The organism is Tenacibaculum discolor (assembly GCF_003664185.1).
GTDB lineage: Bacteria > Bacteroidota > Bacteroidia > Flavobacteriales > Flavobacteriaceae > Polaribacter > Polaribacter discolor.
Genome location: NZ_RCCS01000005.1, coordinates 491,210 through 509,978, shown reverse-complemented (window position 1 = coordinate 509,978; position 18,769 = coordinate 491,210). Strand labels below are relative to the sequence as shown.

The window sequence follows — 18,769 nt, the reverse complement described above, 5'->3', positions numbered from 1 at the left end:
CACTTCTTGGATAGAAGTTCGTAAATGACTAGTTTTAAAACCTTATTAATAACCCTTTAAAATATTATGATGAAAAAATTACTGGCTCTATTAATATTCACCACATCACTTGTAAATGCTCAGTACACTGTTAAAGGTACTATGACCCCTCCAGATAAAGGAGACTGGGTTATTTTATATAAAATTGAAGGTGCAAAGCAAAAGTTCCTTGCGAATACTACAATTAAGTTTGACACCGTTGCAATAAGTGGTGAAAAACAAGTTTTAGGAAAGTTTAGTTTTGAACTACCTAACACAGCAACTTCTGGAGCCTACAGAGCTACTTATAGAAATACTGGTGCTGGCTTTGTTGATTTTTTCTTCAATAAAGAAAATGTTGAATTCGTTTTCAACCCAAGATACCCTGATCAATCAGTTCTTTTTACCAGCTCTAGAGAAAACAAACTATATAGTGAATACTTACAAGCATATAACGCTGTACAAAAAAAGATAGATTCTTTACAAGCTTCTTATATAGAAACAGAATCAAGAGATGCGAAAAAAGCTTATAAAAAAGAGCTTAAAGAACTTGAAGACGTGCAAGAGACTTATGAAAATAAATCTCAAGGAATGTTAGTAAATAGTTTTATAAAAGCTTCACGCCGATATAATTCATACAATCCTCACAATAATTTACAAGATTATTTATCTGCTACTAGCGAAAACTTTTTTGAGTACATTGACTTTAAGAGCGATGATTTATACAACTCTTCTTTTTTAATTGATAGAATTAACGATTATGTTTTCTATTTAAACTATTCTGAAGATAAAAAAGTTCAACAAAAGCTTATTAAGGAATCTATTACTAACGTTATGAAGAAAATTTCTTCTGACAAATTAGAAAAAGCAGTAATTGATTATTTAATTAGTGCACTTACTGATAAGCGTAACGGACCTGCTGTAGATTGGATGTTTGCTGAATATTATGACAAACTTCCTGCAAAAGATCAAGACGCCGATTTTAAGAAGGAAAAACTGGATATATTACTTGCAACTGTAGGTAGAGTAGCTCCTGATTTTTCTTGGGAAGAAGATGGTCAAGAATATAAATTATCAACATTAAACGATGGTAATAAGTATTTACTAGTATTCTGGAGTACTGGTTGTCCACACTGTGTAAAAGAAATTCCTGAACTTTATAAGTTTATGCAGACTCATAAAGAAGTATCTGTAGTTTCTTTTGGTATTGAAAATGAAGAAAACGAATGGGATGAGTTTGTTAAAAACTTACCTGGATGGCATAATGCTATTGGAACGCATCCTGAATATAAATTCGATAACGAAACAGTTAAAAAGTATAACTTACTTGGTACACCTTCTTATTTTATATTAGATAAAGATAAGAACATTATTGCAATGCCTGATCATGAAGAAGATGTAGAAAAGTATTTTAATGGTGACAACAAATAATTTACTTTTAACAACAATATAAAGAAAAGCCCAACAAATTTGTTGGGTTTTTCTTTTTAAAAGTACAAAAATGCATCTTCAATATGTTTTATTACAAACTCGCTTCGTTGTTTAACAACAGCAATAATATCAAACCGAATCTCTACATCTAAATCATTTTTTGTAACATAATCATCAATAGCAGTTACTAATAGTTTTATTTTCTTCGAATTTACAAAATCTTGTGGGTTTCCAAAGTAAGCTGTTGATCTTGTTTTAACTTCTACAACAGCTAAAGTTTCTTCCTTTTGAGCAATAATATCAACCTCAGCTTTTTGAAATCGGTAGTTTTTTTCAACAATGGTATATCCGTTATTAACAAGATAATCCATTGCTAATTGCTCTCCTTTCTTACCAAGTTCATTGTGTTGTGCCATTTAAAAACTTATATTTGAGTAACCTTAAATCTTTTTATCATGAAAAAAAACATGGGAAACACCGATAAAGCTATTAGAACTTTAATCGCTCTAATTATAGCTGCGCTGTCTTACTTTGAATTTATTACAGGAATTTTTGGTAATATCTTACTTGTACTAGCAATTATACTTTTAGTTACTAGTTTGGTAAACTTTTGTCCTTTATATAAGTTATTAGGAATAAACACATGTAAAACAAAAAACAACTAATTAAACTCTAACAAACACTGCTTATCCTTACTTATCGATAATTTAACTTCTCTACCCATTATCAATGCTCTATTATCTGGTTCGTGACCTGCAGGAAAATTAAATAGCACAGGAATATCTTTAGGAACAACCTCTAAAATTAACTGTTCTATCGAGCTTCCCCATGGTGTTGTATTTCTCTTTATTTTAGTCATATCACCAACAACAATCGCTTTAACTTTTGTGAAATATCCAGCGCGTTTTAAGCTTTGCAACATTCTATCGATTGAATATTTATATTCACCTATTTCTTCTATAAACAAAATTTCTCCATCTGTGGAAAGTTGACTGTCTGAGCCTAACATAGAAGCCAAAATAGCTATGTTACCTCCAACTAACTCTCCTGAAACCTCTCCTATCCTATTCTTTTTTGAAGCAGGAATCTCATAACGTAATTTTTCTCCAAATAATGCTTTTTTAAAAGTTGCAATGGTTTCTACTATATCTTCAGAACTCTCTTCCATACTTGTAGCCATCATAGCATGTAAGGTTTCCACTCCTAAATTATGAATATGATTATGAAACGCTGTAATATCAGAATAACCAATAACCCATTTAGGATGCTTTTTAAACTCAGTAAAATCTAACTTATCCAAAATTCTCACAGAACCATATCCTCCACGTGCACTCCAAATCGCCTTAATACTAGGATTATCCAATGCATCTTGAAAATCTTGACATCGCTCTTCATCAGTACCAGCAAAATGATCATTCTGATTAAACATATTTTTACCATATACTACTCTCAACCCCCAACTTTCTACTAATTTTTTAGCTTTATCAATAGTGGGTTTACGGTTTTTTAAAATTCCAGCAGGAGCAAGAATTGCAATAGTATCTCCTTTTTGCAAGTATGGTGGTGTGGTTAACTTCATAATTTCATTTTCCGCATAGACTGATGTAATTATCAGTAAAAAAAATAAGATGAAAATTCTTTTTTCCATAAACAAGTCTCTTTTCTTGATCTTAAAGGTTTAAAATCCATCAAATGTACCTAATTTATAACAGTATAAAAAATTGCTTTTTCGTACTTTTGCGCTTTAATTTTAGTAGAAAAAACATGAGTACACCAAAAAGATATACAATTACAGCAGCATTACCTTATACAAATGGACCAATCCATATTGGACATTTAGCAGGTGTATATGTTCCTGGAGATATTTATGCGCGTTATCTGCGTCAAAAAGGAAAAGACGTAGCATATATTTGTGGTTCTGATGAACACGGAGTTGCGATACCTATGCGTGCTAAAAAAGAAGGTGTTTCTCCACAAGATATTATTGATAAGTATAATGGAATTATCAAAAAATCATTTGAAGATTTCGGTATTTCTTTCGATAACTATTCTCGTACCTCGGCTGAAATTCATCATAAAACAGCTTCTGATTTCTTCACGAAGTTATACAACGATGGTGAGTTTACTGAAGAAGTTACCCAACAACTATATGACGAAGAAGCAAATCAGTTTTTAGCAGATCGTTTTGTGATTGGTACATGCCCTAAATGTGGAAACGAAGAAAGTTATGGAGACCAATGTGAAAAATGTGGTACAAGTCATAATGCTACTGATTTAATTAATCCTAAATCAGCTATTACTGGAAATGTTCCTACCTTAAAAGAAACTAAACACTGGTTTTTACCATTAGATAAACATGAAGCTTTTTTACGTGAATGGATTTTAGAAAGCCATAAAAATGACTGGAAACCAAATGTATTAGGACAATGTAAATCTTGGATTGATGACGGTTTACGTCCGCGTGCGGTAACCCGTGATTTAGATTGGGGTATTCCTGTACCTGTGGAAGGTGCTTATGGAAAAGTATTATATGTATGGTTCGACGCTCCTATTGGTTACATCTCTTCTACTAAAGAATGGGCAGAACGAGAAGGTAAAAACTGGGAAGATTATTGGAAAAAAGACGACACTAAATTAGTCCACTTTATTGGTAAAGATAATATTGTTTTTCACTGTATCATTTTCCCTGCAATGCTAAAGGCACATGGCGACTTTATTCTACCAGATAATGTACCTGCAAATGAGTTCTTAAATTTAGAAGGAAATAAGCTATCGACTTCTAAAAACTGGGCGGTTTGGTTACATGAATATTTAGAAGAGTTTCCTAATCAGCAAGATGTATTGCGTTATACCTTAACAGCCAATGCTCCTGAAAATAAAGACAACGATTTTACTTGGAAAGATTTTCAAGCAAAAAACAATAACGAGTTAGTTGCTATTTTTGGAAATTTCATCAATCGTGTGGTAGTATTAACAAACAAATACTACAACGGAGTAATTCCTGAAGCTGGTGATTTATCAGAAGTTGATAAAGATACCTTAGAACAATTAAAACAGTTCCCTGATATAATTGCTAAATCTATAGAACGTTATCGTTTTAGAGAGGCTTCTCAAGAAATGATGAATTTAGCTCGCTTAGGTAACAAATATTTAGCTGATGAGGAACCATGGAAGGTAATTAAGGTTGATGAAGAGCGAACCAAAACCATTATGAATATTGCCTTGCAAATCGCAGCAGGTTTAGCAGTAGTATCAGAACCGTTTTTACCGTTTACCTCAGGTAAATTAAAGTCAATTTTAAATATTGACGACAATCTTTCTTGGAATGATATTGCTGAAAAAGATATTTTATTACCTGCTGATCATCAAATTAATAAAGCTGAATTATTGTTTTCTAAAATTGAAGACACTGCAATTCAAGTACAGTTAGATAAATTAGAAGCTACAAAAAAAGCAAACGAAGCGGCTAACAAAGTAGTAGAGCCTCAAAAGGATACTATTGAATTTGATGATTTTACTAAAATGGATATTCGAATAGGGACTATTGTTGCAGCTGAAAAAGTAGCTAAAACAAAAAAACTACTAAAACTTACCGTAGATGTAGGCATTGACACACGTACTATTGTTTCTGGAATTGCTGAAAGCTTTAAACCGGAAGATATCGTGGGGCAGCAAGTATCTGTACTATGTAATTTAGCTCCAAGAAAATTACGTGGCGTAGAAAGCCAAGGAATGATTTTAATGACAGATACTCCTGATGGTAAATTAGCCTTTGTGCAACCTTCTGAAAAGGTGAATAACGGAGAGTTTATTGCTTAAAATATATTTATAAACTAAAAAACCTCGCAATTTGCGAGGTTTTTTTATTCTTATATAATTTGATTATATTTTTTTAACAACTCTTTAAACCTTTTTTCTTCTATGTATTTAGCTTTTACATCTTCAAGAAGCCATTCTGCTTTAGCTTTATTTTTAAATGATTCTTCTAAAAATTCATAGAACATTTCTTCATCTCCTAAATCTAAATAAAGAACAGCTTTTGTTCCATAAGTTCTACCTAAGTGCTCTACATTACTGGTTAGAAAAACTTTCAATTTTGATAATATTTCTTCTATGATTCTCAGCCCTTCTTTAAAAAGTTTTTTTTCTCTTAACAAAATAGTTTTCATATGTAGAGTTCTAAATTCATTTTCTTTATCATTGCATCTTTTTAAAGCTAATTCACAATCTTCTAAGGCACCTTCCAAATCTTTTAAATTATTTTTAGAAAAAGCTCTTTGAATATATGCTCTACATTTTGAATCATCTAACTCTATTGACTTATCAAAATCTTTAATTGCTTCTTCATAATCTTTTAACTCTACTTTAATATTACCTCTTAAATAATAAGACACATATTTGTTTGAATTAATTTTTATTAACTTATCAATATATGTTAAAGCCTCTTCGTTTCTATTTTTAGAATGTAAAATTGCAGATATTAAATATAAATTCTCCTCTTCTTTTGGGTTTATTTCTTCTATCTTAAATCTAGTATTCAACTCTTCATCTTTATTCTTTACATAACTATAACATGAAGCTAAATTTACTAATGCTTCTTCGTCCGTATCCTTAAGGTTTATTAAACTCTTAAAATGAGTAATAGCTTTCCCATAATTTTTATCTAAAACAAAAGACCTACCTATAGCTCTATGGTATTCAACTTGACTTAACAAATAATTCTTCAATTTATTAAAAATTACTATGTCCGTTTTATCCTTTACACCTTTTATAGTAGAAGGGAAATATTTATAAAAACTAAAAAAATCATTTACATAATTCAAATAGGGATTGAAAGCCAAATGAATATTGAATAGCTCGCTTAATTCCTTTTTTCTTTTTTCATCAAATTCATTACCAGAGTTACTAATACTTTTTGAATTTCTTTTAGTATTACATATTAAATACTTGAACGAGTCTGGAAAAGGGTTTTCATATAAAAAATCTACGTACTCTTCTACCTCTTCTATTAAATCATCTTCATAAACTTTTTCTACACTAGGATTATTCTCATAAAAAGGTAAAAAGTAATTAAATGGTGAGTCCTTAAAATATTCATTATCAAAAATCTTATCCGCAAAAACAAATGTATTATGAAAATTCATCTGTAACAAAGTTATTATTTGATTCAGAGCTTCTTGAATTCTGTCTTGAGATTTTAAACTTTCTAATTTAGGTTTTAAGTTCGAAAAGCGAATCCATTTATTACCTAAATGATTCAACACTATAAACAGATACGTTATAGCTTTTTGCCATACTTTATCTTCTGTATCTCCTGTGAAATCAATAAGTAAATCTATTTTTTTAGAATCAACTTTTCTGTGATTTACAAGGCTACAAGCTAAAGCACTAACGAGCACACTTCTATGATACCATTTATATTTCTCAGAGTGTAAATCTCTAATTTCATATATATTCCTTAAAATACTTTTAGATAGTTTTTCCTCCTTGAAAATCTCTTCAAAAACAAATTCAACTTCAGCCTCTTTATGTTGAATAATATCACTTTTAAAATCTACTCTTTTAAAAACCAACTCTTGTACTCTATTTGAAATACGATGTATTTCTTTTGATATATTTCTTTTTTCTAAATCGTCAGCTTTTTCTAGTTCTTGTTTTTTCTCTTCTAAAAGTTTTAAAAGATAGTCTATATCATTAACTGATAAAATGTCTATTTCTACATCTTCATTACTCTCTATATCTTTTTTTTGTTTTAGTTCTAATAACTTATCTAAAAAACTATTATAACCATCCTCCCAATTATCAATTTTAATAGTTTCTAAGTTAAATTCACTTAAATTTTTATCTTTTGTTAAAACAATAAAATGCTCTTTATTATACCCTTTATATAATTCATTGATATAACTAAATTGCTTTTGTATAAACTTATCATCAAAACTAAAACCAATAAAGAGTATGGTTTTAGTACTTACAAAAGTCTTTAATGTATTTAAATCTGAAGATGTGTTTTTATATAAACTCTCATAATCTGAATTAAACAACACACAACCATCAGGATTTATAATATCTCCATGAATTTTATATAAGAAAGGATTTCCATTTAAGCTTTTTGCTTGTTGAAACTCATTAAAATTAGGAAAGGCATCAATATTATTTGGTTTTTTCTTTTCTAAAACACCATCATAATTTGTGGTTATTATTTTATCAGATATACGCCAGAGTTTTTCTATTTTAGTGAAGTCTTTTCCTTCTATTTCTACCTCTTTTATTTTATTATAAAGAAGTTTTTTAACTTTAGACTTAAACTTTTTCCGTTCAAGATCATCTAAAACTTCAAAGACATCTAAATCTTTTCCCTTTCTAATGTGATAATCTAAATCTAAGCCTTTGGTGTCTTCCTCATTTAATTCTTTTAGGATATCAATTACTAAATTTGTCCAGTTAGGGAAACCAAAAGGTATAGAAACACCTGCACCTACAAAAATTATTAATTCATTTTTTAATATTGCTTCTTCTAGTTTACTCTCCATAGATTCTTATTAACTTTCTAACTTCCTAAAGTACTTATAATCGTCTAAAGAAAAAAATTATAATGATAAACTATAGTACTTTACTATATTTGAAACCTCGCTATTCACGCGAGTTTTTTTTATTTAAAATAATTTTCAATGCAACTTATCTCCTATATAACCTCTCGTACTCAAATTTCACAAAAATCAATTCAAAACACGATTGAATTATTAAACGAGGATTGTACAGTTCCTTTTATAGCCCGTTACCGAAAAGAAAAAACAGGTAATTTAGATGAAGTTGAAATTGGACAAATAGTTCAACTTAAAGAGCAATTTGAAGCCTTAGAAAAACGAAAGGCAGCCATTTTAAAAGCTATTGAAGAACAAGATGCTTTAACAGACGAGTTGAAAGCTAAAATTGAAAAAACTGAAGATTTAACCACTTTAGAAGACATTTACCTTCCCTATAAAAAGAAACGTAAAACTAAAGCAGAAACCGCTCGTAAAAATGGCTTAGAACCTTTGGCTAAAATGATTATGAGTCAACGTGTAAACGATTTAGACTACACGGCTTCAAAATATATAAATAACGAAGTTGAATCTGAAGAAAAAGCTTTAGAAGGCGCTCGTCATATTATTGCGGAATGGATTAATGAACGAACTGACATCCGTAATAACATTCGTTACCAATTAGAGCGTTTTGCTACCATTGCAACCAAGGTTATCAAAACTAAAAAAGACGAGGAAGCAGCTCAAAAATTTAAAGATTATTTTGATTGGGAAGAAAACCTAAGTCGTATTCCTTCTCACCGATTATTAGCTATTTTACGTGCCGAAAAAGAAGGTTTTATTCGTGTTAAGATTAGTATTGATGATGAACGAACGCTTCAAAAAATAGAAGACAGAATTATTCGCTCACACAACGAATGTGCTGAACAAATTGAAATAGCAATTGCTGACGCTTATAAACGTTTACTTTTTCCTGCTTTATCTAATGAAGCTTTGTCTATTGCCAAGGAAAAAGCAAATGAAAGCGCTATTAAAGTGTTTGCAAAAAACCTACAACAATTACTATTAGGGTCACCTTTGGGTGAAAAACGAATTTTAGCCATTGACCCTGGATTTAGAACAGGTTGTAAAGTAGTGTGTTTAAATGAACAAGGCGATTTATTACATAACGAAACTATTTTTCCACATGCGCCACAGCATCAGTCTAAAGAGGCAATGAACAAACTTAGCTCATTGGCTGATGCATATAAAATTGAAGCTATTGCGATTGGTAACGGAACTGCTTCCAGAGAAACAGAGCAATTAGTGAAACGTGTGTATTTTAAAAATCCTGTAGAAGTATTTGTAGTAAGTGAAGCAGGAGCTTCTATTTATTCTGCTTCAAAAATTGCACGAGATGAATTCCCTAATTATGATGTAACAGTTCGTGGTGCAGTTTCAATTGGACGTCGATTGGCTGATCCTTTAGCTGAGTTAGTGAAAATTGAAGCAAAATCGATAGGCGTAGGACAATACCAACACGATGTAGATCAAACACAACTAAAAAAATCGTTAGATACTGTAGTTGAACACTGTGTAAACAAAGTTGGTGTAAATGTCAATACAGCTAGTGCTTCTTTATTGAGTTATGTTTCAGGTATTGGTGCTAAGCTAGCAGAAAACATCGTGAATTACCGAAATGAACATGGTGCTTTTACTAACAGAACCGCTATTAAAAAAGTGCCTCGCTTGGGAGGAAAAGCTTTTGAACAATCAGCTGGGTTTCTTAGGGTAAAAAATAGTGACAATTCTTTAGATGATTCAGCAGTACACCCTGAACGCTATGCATTAGTAAAACAAATAGCAAAAGATGCTGGTAAAAAAGTAGATGATTTAATTGGAAACTCTTCTGCATTAAAACAAATTAAATTACAACAATATGTAACTGATTCTTACGGACTACCTACACTACAGGATATTGTAAAAGAATTGGAAAAACCAGGGTTAGATCCTCGTGAAAAAGCCAAAGCTTTTAGTTTTAACGAACATATTAAAACGATTGATGATGTAAAAGAAGGTATGATACTTCCAGGCATTGTAAACAACATTACCAATTTTGGTTGTTTTGTTGATATTGGAATTAAAGAAAGTGGTTTAGTGCATGTTTCTAATCTATCTGATACTTTTGTTAAAGATGTAAATGAGCATGTAAGCTTGCATCAACACGTTCAAGTTAAAGTATTAGAAGTTGATGCTACAAGAAAACGTATTCAATTAAGTATGAATTATTAAATAAAAAAACGAGCTAATTAATTAGCTCGTTTTTTCCCAATCAAAATCAACAAAAGGAATATGGCTTCCTTTAATTGACACGTTTTATAACCAATCTTCTATCATTTGCTTCTAAAACCACCTCTGTTTCAGAAGTTGCAGCAACTGCCCATTCTTTATTAAATTCATTTACAGGAGCATCAGAAAAATTTAAAGCTAATAGGCTAGCATCATTCGATACTTCCCAGGTACCTTCAATAATAACTCCATCTTTTTTTGCCTTAACAATATTATCTGAATAAAAATAAAGTTGATAATTTGCATAATTTTCTGTTTCGTCTACTCCATTATTTTTATAGTTTTCAACTGCCCATACACTACCATCGGCCATTAAAACATCACTTAATTCATCTTTTACAATAGAGCATTGACTTTTAAAACGAAGATGGTTTCCTTCAAGTAATAAACGTATACTTACTTCCCCTGAATCTTCTTTGACTTCATGTAAGTACCACATTGCATTGAAATCTGGATAATTAGGGATATTTATTGTAAATTTTATATCGTTTTCACTACCTGATGCTTCCCAGGTTCCTTCTGAAATATTTCCGTTATTATTTACTTTAATTACACCATTTTCTGTGAAAGAAAAAACAAACATTTTAAACTCCTCTGTAAGATATTGCTCGTTGATGTATAATTTCTCTACTATCCATTCATTACAATTTGCAAATATTTCTTTTACTGCTTCTATAGAACAATCATCACAATCATCATCATTATAATCATTGTCATCATCTTCGTCACAACTGTTTTTTGCTGCTTCAATAGCTTCTTCTAATTCTTGCATATTGTTTATATACACATAAGTATCACCATTTAAAATCACTTTAAAAGGGAAATTAATGGTTACAGCAGTGTAGTCTTCTAAATCTTCAATTAACTCATGCATCTCTTCATCATTATTAACTTTGATTGTAAGTACTAGTTCGTAATTAGAATCGAATACAGATGCTGTAAGTGGGTAGTGAAAATCTAGACATTCAATATCATCATCTTCTTCATTATCTCCTTTACAGTTTTGTGCTAAAGCTTCTAATTCTTCGTCAGAATTAACCGTTTTTACAGTATAATCACTTAGTATTACTTCAATAGGATAAGAAATAACGATAGAATCATCATCATCATCAAAAAGATCAAAAAGATCTTCAATTTCTTCATAACCATCTTCATCATTTACCGTTATTTCTTTTGAATTTACGGTAACTGTTACTGGTAATTTTACGCTTAAACAACTAGCACCATCTATAATATTATCGTCAGAACCATCTTTTGTAACGGTACTTTTCATTAAGTTAGCTACTTTAGAGTTTGCTGCAAGGGCATTTTGTATTGGTGGATCTATAATTTGAATCTCTTCTGTTCTACATGAAGATAGAAATAGTATAATACTTAATACTAATAGGGTGGATTTTAAAAGTTTCATAATTTCAGGGTAATTTATTTGTTTTAGTTTAACTTATTATTGCAATTGCCTTTATTATAAAACAACTAACTTCTTTAATATCCCGAAAAAAAAATTTTTATACCTTTCTAACCTAAAAACCTTATTTTAATTTGTCTAAGCCTCTACATAATAACATTTGTGATAAAAAAAGGTTTTCATTACTTTATGAAAAGTATGCCCAAGAATTAAGTAATTTCCTTTACTATAAATATGGAAATACTTTAAACCCTAGCGACAAAACTCAGGATGCTTTTATAAAGTTATGGGAAAACTGTGCAAAAGTACTTCCTGAAAAAGCCAAATCTTTTCTTTATACTGTAGCTAATAACTTAATGTTAAATGCGGTAAAACATCAGAAGGTGGTTTTTAAACATCAAGAAATAAAACCAAAGGATTACACCAACGAGTCACCTGAGTTTGTACTTCGTAAAAAAGAGTTTTTACAGCGTTATGAAAAAGCACTATCAAATTTAAAGGAAGAAGAACGTGCAGCTTTTATGTTGAGTAAAACAGAAGGTAAGACTCATAAAGAAATAGGAGAAATTTTGGGGGTTACCAAAAAGGTTGCCGAACATAGGATTTATTCGGCATTTAAAAAATTAAAAGATCAATTAGACGATTTTAAATAAAAGTTTTGGGATTTTCTCAAAGTAAAGTGTTTTATTAATACAGGCAATCACTCATGGAGAAGGATTATTTAATACAAAAATGGTTACGTAACGAGTTAACTAAAGAAGAACAAGCAGCCTTTAACGCACTAAAGGAAGCTAAGCTCTATGAAGAAATTATTGAAGAAAGTCAGCGCTTTAAAGCTGATAAACATATTTCCATCCCAGCTTTTGAAGTTTTAGAAAATCGTTTATCTGATAAAAAAACTATAACCTCAGCAAGCTGGTTGACACTAATTTATAAAATTGCAGCAATCGTTATTATTAGCTTAGGTGTTTTCTACTTTTTTAATAATAAAAAGTCTGAGTATTTTCAAACTAAATATAGTGAAAACAAAACCGTTGTGCTACCTGATAATTCTATTGTAGAATTAAATGAGCTTTCTAGTCTTAAATACAATGCTAGTACATGGAAAAAGCAAAGGAGCTTACTATTAAATGGTGAAGCATACTTTGATGTAGAAAAAGGGATGCGTTTCGATGTTAAAACTTCTAATGGAATTGTTAGTGTTTTAGGAACTGAATTTAATGTACTTGATAGAGATAGCATTTTTAAAGTTTCTTGTTACGAAGGACTAGTAAAGGTTAATTATAAAAATAAAATTACAAAACTACCAGCTGGAAAAGAACTTATTATAGTTAGAGGAACTGAACAGCATACTCAAACTGTTTTAGCTCAACCAAAATGGCTAAAAAACATGAGTACTTTTGAAGATGTATTGTTTACTGATGTCGTTTTTGAACTCGAACAGCAATATAACGTCAAAGTACATATTAACCTTACAGGTGATGATCAAATGAAGTTTACAGGCGCATTTACAAACAACAACCTAGACAGCGCACTAAAATCTATTACTCACCCTTTTAATTTATCTTACGAAATTAAAAATAAGAAACAGATCATTATTTGGAATGAATAACAATAATTTTTTCTTTTTTTTAATATTCTTCTGGTCTTTTTCTTTTGGCTTTCAAGCACAAATAGTTACAGAGAAAATACCTCTTAAAAAAGTATTAAAACAAATTACCAATACACACAATATTCAATTCAATTATAATAGTAATTCAATCAATAATATATTGGTGTCTTCTATTCCTAAAAAATTGAGTCTAAAAGAAAAACTTAAAGAATTAGAAGATCAAACAGATCTTATTTTTACACGTTTAAACACTCAAATAATTGCAGTTTCATCTTCAGTAAAAATTTGTGGTTATTTAAAGGATGCCACTACAAATACTGCTTTAATTGGAGCTACTATTAAAGCTGAAACTAACTATACAACAACTGATAATAATGGTTTTTTTGAGCTTAAAGTAAGGAGAACTTCAGAACCAGTAAGCATTCGGTTTATTGGATATCACACAATTGAAAAATTATCAAGTGACTTGTTTTCTAAAAACTGTAACGTATTGTATTTGAGAGAACATCAAGAACTAATTCCTGATGTTACCATTAACGGATATTTAGTAAAAGGGATTGATAAAACCATTAATGGTAATACCGTTATTGATTTTTCTAAATTCACACTACTTCCAGGATTGATAGAAACTGATGTACTACAAACTGTTCAAGCTTTACCGGGCATTCAAAGTGTTGATGAAACAGTTTCAAACATAACTATAAGAGGTGGTTCTCATGATCAAAACCTTATTTTATGGGATGATATAAAAATGTATCAAACAGGACATTTTTTTGGGTTAATTTCTAGTTTTAATCCAAAGATCACACAAAATGTTCAAGTGATTACTAATGGTACTATTGCTTCTTATTCTAATGGTGTTTCAGGCACCATACACATGAAAACTGAAGATATATTACAAACAGCTTTTACAGGAAGTTTTAGTATTAATTTTATAAATGCTAATATTTTTACCGATATTCCACTAGGTAAAAAGTCTTCACTTCAACTTGCAGCTAGAAGATCCATTGACGACTGGATAAAAACCCCAACATATCACAATTACTTTAAACGTGTTACACAAAGTACCGAAATAGAAAACAACGAGAAAAATGTTACCAACTCAAACCAAGAGTTTAATTTTTACGACACTTCTTTACGATGGTTATATACTCCCAGCGATAAAGACTTTATTCGGGGAAATTTTATTTTAATTGATAACAGCCTAACTTTTGATGAAACAGCTGTTGTAAGCAACTCAATAGAAACCAAACAAAGTAGTTTATCACAAAAAAGTATTGCTGGTGGTATTAATTATCGCCGAAAGTGGAACTCCAAATTCAGCACAACCTTGAATATTTATGAGACTGATTATACACTGCAAGCTATTAATGCAAATATTTTAGATAGTCAACGTTTTTTACAAGAGAATATTGTTTCTGAAACAGGCATAAAACTAGAAGGCAACTATACCAATAATAGCTGGAAATACAATAGTGGTTATAGTTTTACTGAAACACAAATCACCAACCTTAATGATGTTGATAACCCCAGGTTTGTAAGACTATACTCCAACGTTATTAGAGAACATGCTGTGTTTGGACAAACACAATATCAAAACTCAAATGCCAATATTATAATAAAACCAGGAGTACGTGTTAATTATATTGAGAAGTTTAAAGAAACTTTCATAGAACCCCGGTTAAGTATTCATAAGAAAATAAATGATACTTTTTCTGTAGAAGTTTTAGGAGAATTTAAACATCAAAATGTTTCTCAAATAATAAATTTTCAAAATGATTTCTTAGGAATTGAAAAACGTAGATGGCAGCTATCTGACAATGATAGTATTCCTATAATAAGAAGTAAACAAGCCTCTGTAGGTTTTACTTATAAAAAGAAACAATGGCTTCTCGACGCTACTGGTTATTACAAGGCTATTGACGGCATTACTACTCAAAGTCAAAGCTTCACTACTAAATATGAATTTAGTAAGAATAAAGGGAGTTATAACGCTCTAGGGATTGATTTTTTATTGAGAAAAAACTTTAAAAATCTGAACACTTGGTTAAGTTATTCTTTTATTAAAAACACGTATTCTTTTGATAATTTAGTAGAGAAAAAATTTCCTAGTAATTTTGATATTACTCACTCTGTTACATTAGGAAGTACTTATTCTAACGAGTATTTCAATATTTCTTTGGGGTTAAATTATACTTCTGGAAAACCTACAACTCAGCCTATTTTTGGAAGTGAAATTACGAATGATAAGATTAATTTTGATACAGCTAATAGCAGTAAAATTGATAATTACTTAAGAGCTGATGCTTCTGCTATGTACAAAAAGCAAATAACCGATAAGATAAATGTAGATATTGGAGTTTCAGTATGGAACTTATTTAATACCCAAAATACTCTTAATAATTATTATAGGGTAGAAAATAATAATGCTAATAAATATGCACGTTATTCATTAGGTACAACTCCCAATTTCTTACTAAAATTAAACTTTTAACATTTGTCTCTTAATTCAAAAAGCAGTATAAAGTTTAAACTTTATACTGCTTTTATCTTTATAATTTATTAAAAATAATAAAATATCTTAGTTATTGATAATCCAAGATATATAGTATAATTGACCTATTTTTCCTGACCCTGGAGCTACGTAATATTCTTTTCCAAATAAGTTTGTTCCTCCAACTTTAATTCTAGATTTAATTGATGGAATTCTATAATTTAATTGAGCATCTATTACTGTTCTTTCAGCAACATCTCCTTTTACAAAGGTAGAAACCCATCTGTATTTATCTTGCCATCTTGCACTTACTCCAAAACCAAAATTATTAAAAAGGTTTTCGTTACCAAACTGTGCCTTTACTGTATGTTTTGGTGTGTTAAAGTTAGGTTCAAATAAACCATAATCTTTATCCTCATATTTAAAGTCAATAAAGTTGTAGTTAAGACCAAAATCAAAATTGCTAAATAATTTTGTATGCATTCCAAAACCAAAACCATATGATTCTACCTGTGACTTAGCATTCGTCATAATGTTAAACTCTCTCCCTAGAGCTCCATATTCTGAAAAGATCGTTTGAACTGCTTCATCATCAAGAACAACAACACCATCTACGATATATCCATACTTATTTTGTGGTTCTTCTAATTCCGCTTCCGTTGCTTTTCTTTTTCCATAAGGATACACTTTTCCTCCATTTGGAACAAATATATCTTGTGTAAACACAAAATTGTCATGTTTACTGTAAAAAGCATTAATATCTACATCTACATTTGTTTCATTATTTAAACGAAACATGCTTCTATATCCTAATTCAATTGTTTTTACAACTTCAGGCACCAATTCTTTATAATCTGACTTTAAAAAGGTAGGGGTTTCACTAAAAACAGTCTTGGTTAAGAGTGCATTATTAAGAAGCTCCTTTCCTTCTACCGTTCTGATATCGTCAACATATTGGTTTTGTTGCTCATCCCATCTTTTATAGTAACTATCTGGATAAGATATACGACTTAGGTTATCTCCAATTGCTCCTACATTAGTTTTTAATTCTGCATCAAAAAACATATACTGTTCTTGTATACTTGGGTTACGGAAACCTGTTTGATATGATGCCCTTAACACATGGTTTTTCTCTTCGCCTAACGCATAATTTACAGCTAGCCTAGGAGAAAAGTTCCCTTCAAAATTATCAGATTCATCATAACGAATAGACCCTGTTAATTTTAACCTTTCTTCAAAAAACTTCTTTTGAATTTGTGTGTAAACTCCATACTCCTTTAAACTAACTTTTTCCTCTTTATCATTAAATAAAGTCCCTTTAGAGTTTGGGTTATACTCACGGTAAGAAGCTCCTACTTGTAAATCTGCCCAATCATTTAATAATCTTTTAAAATTGTAGTTACCATCTAAATGAGTGTAAGAGCTTTTTTCATAAACCTTACTTCCTCCATCTGAAATTAGCGTTGCTGTTGTTTTATTGAACTCTTTACTAAACTCATTAGTACCAGGTATTAATCTGTTTCTGTCTGCGTAAGCTCTTGCTTCTTCTACTGACTTTTCTTGATTGTATATTTGGTCATAAATTACATTTGCATAATCATATACAGAAATAGCAGCATCATTTAAAGCATTTCCTGTTCTTGCTAAATCATAAGAGTTCCCTGAATTATTCCCTGTGTAATAACCTCTTACATAAAAATCATTGCCTTTTACTTCTAATTTATGTTGACCTATGAAATAATTACGTTGAGCTAACCTACTCGTTCCTTGAAAAAGATTATCACGTAATGATAATCTTGAAGTTAGTTGAATCTCTAATGATTCATCTTTAAAAGGTCTGAAATATAAAGACCCTGAAAACCTAGCATTTTTCGATTTAAAATTATTTCTAACAAGTTCTGCTTCAGTATAACCTGTTCTTCTTAAATAAGTACCATATGGAATAGGTTTGCTTTCAGTATTATAATTATACAAGTCATAATATAACTCATCTCCATAAGTGTTAACACCATTATAATTAACAGTTGAATTTATTGTTCCGTCTATTACCTCGTTAGTATCAATTTCTTTATTTCTTAAGTCATTTGCATGCCATTCTTCAGCTTCATAGTATGAAAAGTTAACTTTAGCTGCAAAAACCTCGTTAAACTTATATCCCATTCTTACTGCAACATCATAAAAAGGATTGTTTCCTCCAGCCTCTTGACTTGTGTAACCACTTTTAAACATAGTCGTTATTCCTGTATGATAAAAAGGGTTTTTAGTATTCATAAGCATGATACCATTATAGGCATTGGCTCCATATAATGCAGAAGATGCTCCTGGTAAAATTTCAACACTTTGAATATCTAATTCAGAAACTCCAGAAAAATTTCCTGTACTATAACTCAAAGCCTGTGCTGCAGTATCCATTCCGTCAATCATTTGAACAAAACGTGTATTTGCGAAATCAGCAAAACCTCTTGTGTTTATTGATTTGAAACCATAGCTACCTTCTCTAGAGTTAATTCCTTTTAAATTAGTTAACCCATCGTAAAAAGAGTTAGATGTGTTCTTTCTTATATCAGCAAGCCCCAATCTTTCAACTGTTACTGGAGATTCTATAATTCTTTCAGGAACCCTTGAGGCTGAAATAATTACTTGATCTAATAACAAGTTTTCTTTTAGAACTACGTTTACCCTTTTTTCAAAAGATATCACCGATACCTCTTCTGTTTTAAAACCAAAGGCAGAAACTACTAATGTTTGAGGTAACGTGTTACTTGATAAAACGATTGTAAAATTTCCTTCTTCGTCCGAAATTGCAAAATTATCACCACTTGAAATTTTTGCATTGTAAAACGGCTCTAAATATTCGTCATATACCGAACCTGATATTTTTACCTGCGCATAACTTGTTATAGCAGCTAAGGTAAAAACAATCATTACTAATTGTTTTTTTAACATTTTAAATTTAATTG

Annotated in this window: 12 protein-coding genes; 7 read left to right on the top strand and 5 right to left on the bottom strand. The window is 30.4% G+C overall.

The window, feature by feature from the left end:
* The first annotated feature begins 66 nt into the window (after nt 1–66).
* The gene (locus tag C8N27_RS05845; RefSeq protein ID WP_099215150.1) at nt 67–1,449 is read left to right on the top strand and encodes a TlpA family protein disulfide reductase; all 1,383 of its coding nucleotides are present in this window, start codon (nt 67–69) and stop codon (nt 1,447–1,449) included.
* Nucleotides 1,450–1,505: 56 nt separating this feature from the next.
* Here C8N27_RS05845 and C8N27_RS05840 read toward each other — a convergent pair whose 3' ends face one another.
* Nucleotides 1,506–1,865, bottom strand: coding sequence for a YraN family protein (locus tag C8N27_RS05840; RefSeq protein ID WP_121146624.1), 360 nt, complete (start codon nt 1,863–1,865; stop codon nt 1,506–1,508).
* Nucleotides 1,866–1,904: 39 nt separating this feature from the next.
* Here C8N27_RS05840 and C8N27_RS05835 point away from each other — a divergent pair, with 39 nt between their 5' ends.
* Nucleotides 1,905–2,114 carry a YgaP family membrane protein gene (locus tag C8N27_RS05835; RefSeq protein WP_099215148.1) on the top strand — a complete coding sequence of 70 codons (210 nt, stop codon included), beginning with the start codon at nt 1,905–1,907 and terminating at the stop codon, nt 2,112–2,114.
* Here the strand turns inward: C8N27_RS05835 and C8N27_RS05830 are convergent.
* Nucleotides 2,111–3,097: a S66 peptidase family protein gene (locus C8N27_RS05830; protein WP_208639304.1), complete on the bottom strand. Its 987-nt coding sequence runs from the start codon at nt 3,095–3,097 to the stop codon at nt 2,111–2,113. The genes C8N27_RS05835 and C8N27_RS05830 overlap by 4 nt on opposite strands.
* Nucleotides 3,098–3,213: 116 nt before the next feature.
* Between C8N27_RS05830 and metG the strand changes: the two genes are divergently transcribed.
* Nucleotides 3,214–5,268, top strand: a complete 2,055-nt coding sequence (metG, locus tag C8N27_RS05825) for a methionine--tRNA ligase (RefSeq protein WP_121146623.1) — start codon at nt 3,214–3,216, stop codon at nt 5,266–5,268.
* 50 nt (nt 5,269–5,318) lie between these two features.
* Here metG and C8N27_RS05820 read toward each other — a convergent pair whose 3' ends face one another.
* Nucleotides 5,319–7,979 (bottom strand): SIR2 family protein, encoded by a 2,661-nt coding sequence (locus C8N27_RS05820; protein ID WP_121146622.1) that lies wholly within the window; start codon nt 7,977–7,979, stop codon nt 5,319–5,321.
* Between the two features lie 138 nt (nt 7,980–8,117).
* Here C8N27_RS05820 and C8N27_RS05815 point away from each other — a divergent pair, with 138 nt between their 5' ends.
* On the top strand, nt 8,118–10,241 hold the full coding sequence (locus C8N27_RS05815; protein ID WP_121146621.1) for a Tex family protein: 2,124 nt from the start codon (nt 8,118–8,120) through the stop codon (nt 10,239–10,241).
* Between the two features lie 70 nt (nt 10,242–10,311).
* Here the strand turns inward: C8N27_RS05815 and C8N27_RS05810 are convergent, their stop codons facing one another.
* A complete protein-coding gene (locus C8N27_RS05810) occupies nt 10,312–11,706 on the bottom strand; it encodes a hypothetical protein (protein WP_121146620.1) in 1,395 nt (464 codons plus the stop codon).
* Nucleotides 11,707–11,837: 131 nt separating this feature from the next.
* Between C8N27_RS05810 and C8N27_RS05805 the strand changes: the two genes are divergently transcribed.
* The 3 genes from C8N27_RS05805 to C8N27_RS05795 are packed head-to-tail and all read left to right on the top strand — an operon-like array spanning nt 11,838 to nt 15,809.
* Complete coding sequence (locus C8N27_RS05805; RefSeq protein WP_121146619.1) at nt 11,838–12,356, top strand: RNA polymerase sigma factor; 519 nt, start codon at nt 11,838–11,840, stop codon at nt 12,354–12,356.
* A 53-nt stretch (nt 12,357–12,409) separates the two neighbouring features.
* Nucleotides 12,410–13,315, top strand: coding sequence for a FecR family protein (locus C8N27_RS05800; protein ID WP_099215142.1), 906 nt, complete (start codon nt 12,410–12,412; stop codon nt 13,313–13,315).
* Complete coding sequence (locus C8N27_RS05795; protein WP_121146618.1) at nt 13,308–15,809, top strand: TonB-dependent receptor; 2,502 nt, start codon at nt 13,308–13,310, stop codon at nt 15,807–15,809. The genes C8N27_RS05800 and C8N27_RS05795 overlap by 8 nt, the downstream gene beginning before the upstream one ends.
* An 87-nt stretch (nt 15,810–15,896) precedes the next feature.
* Here C8N27_RS05795 and C8N27_RS05790 read toward each other — a convergent pair whose 3' ends face one another.
* Nucleotides 15,897–18,755: a TonB-dependent receptor gene (locus tag C8N27_RS05790; RefSeq protein ID WP_121146617.1), complete on the bottom strand. Its 2,859-nt coding sequence runs from the start codon at nt 18,753–18,755 to the stop codon at nt 15,897–15,899.
* Nucleotides 18,756–18,769 lie beyond the last annotated feature (14 nt).

Bases quoted from the DNA above. Each gene is read 5' to 3' on its own strand.
- C8N27_RS05820 (WP_121146622.1), bottom strand. From the start codon at position 7,979: ATGGAGAGTAAACTAGAAGAAGCAATATTAAAAAATGAATTAATAATT.
- C8N27_RS05815 (WP_121146621.1), top strand. From the start codon at position 8,118: ATGCAACTTATCTCCTATATAACCTCTCGTACTCAAATTTCACAAAAA.
- metG (WP_121146623.1), top strand. From the start codon at position 3,214: ATGAGTACACCAAAAAGATATACAATTACAGCAGCATTACCTTATACA.
- C8N27_RS05840 (WP_121146624.1), bottom strand. From the start codon at position 1,865: ATGGCACAACACAATGAACTTGGTAAGAAAGGAGAGCAATTAGCAATG.
- C8N27_RS05795 (WP_121146618.1), top strand. From the start codon at position 13,308: ATGAATAACAATAATTTTTTCTTTTTTTTAATATTCTTCTGGTCTTTT.
- C8N27_RS05830 (WP_208639304.1), bottom strand. From the start codon at position 3,097: ATGGAAAAAAGAATTTTCATCTTATTTTTTTTACTGATAATTACATCA.
- C8N27_RS05835 (WP_099215148.1), top strand. From the start codon at position 1,905: ATGAAAAAAAACATGGGAAACACCGATAAAGCTATTAGAACTTTAATC.
- C8N27_RS05800 (WP_099215142.1), top strand. From the start codon at position 12,410: ATGGAGAAGGATTATTTAATACAAAAATGGTTACGTAACGAGTTAACT.
- C8N27_RS05845 (WP_099215150.1), top strand. From the start codon at position 67: ATGATGAAAAAATTACTGGCTCTATTAATATTCACCACATCACTTGTA.
- C8N27_RS05810 (WP_121146620.1), bottom strand. From the start codon at position 11,706: ATGAAACTTTTAAAATCCACCCTATTAGTATTAAGTATTATACTATTT.
- C8N27_RS05790 (WP_121146617.1), bottom strand. From the start codon at position 18,755: ATGTTAAAAAAACAATTAGTAATGATTGTTTTTACCTTAGCTGCTATA.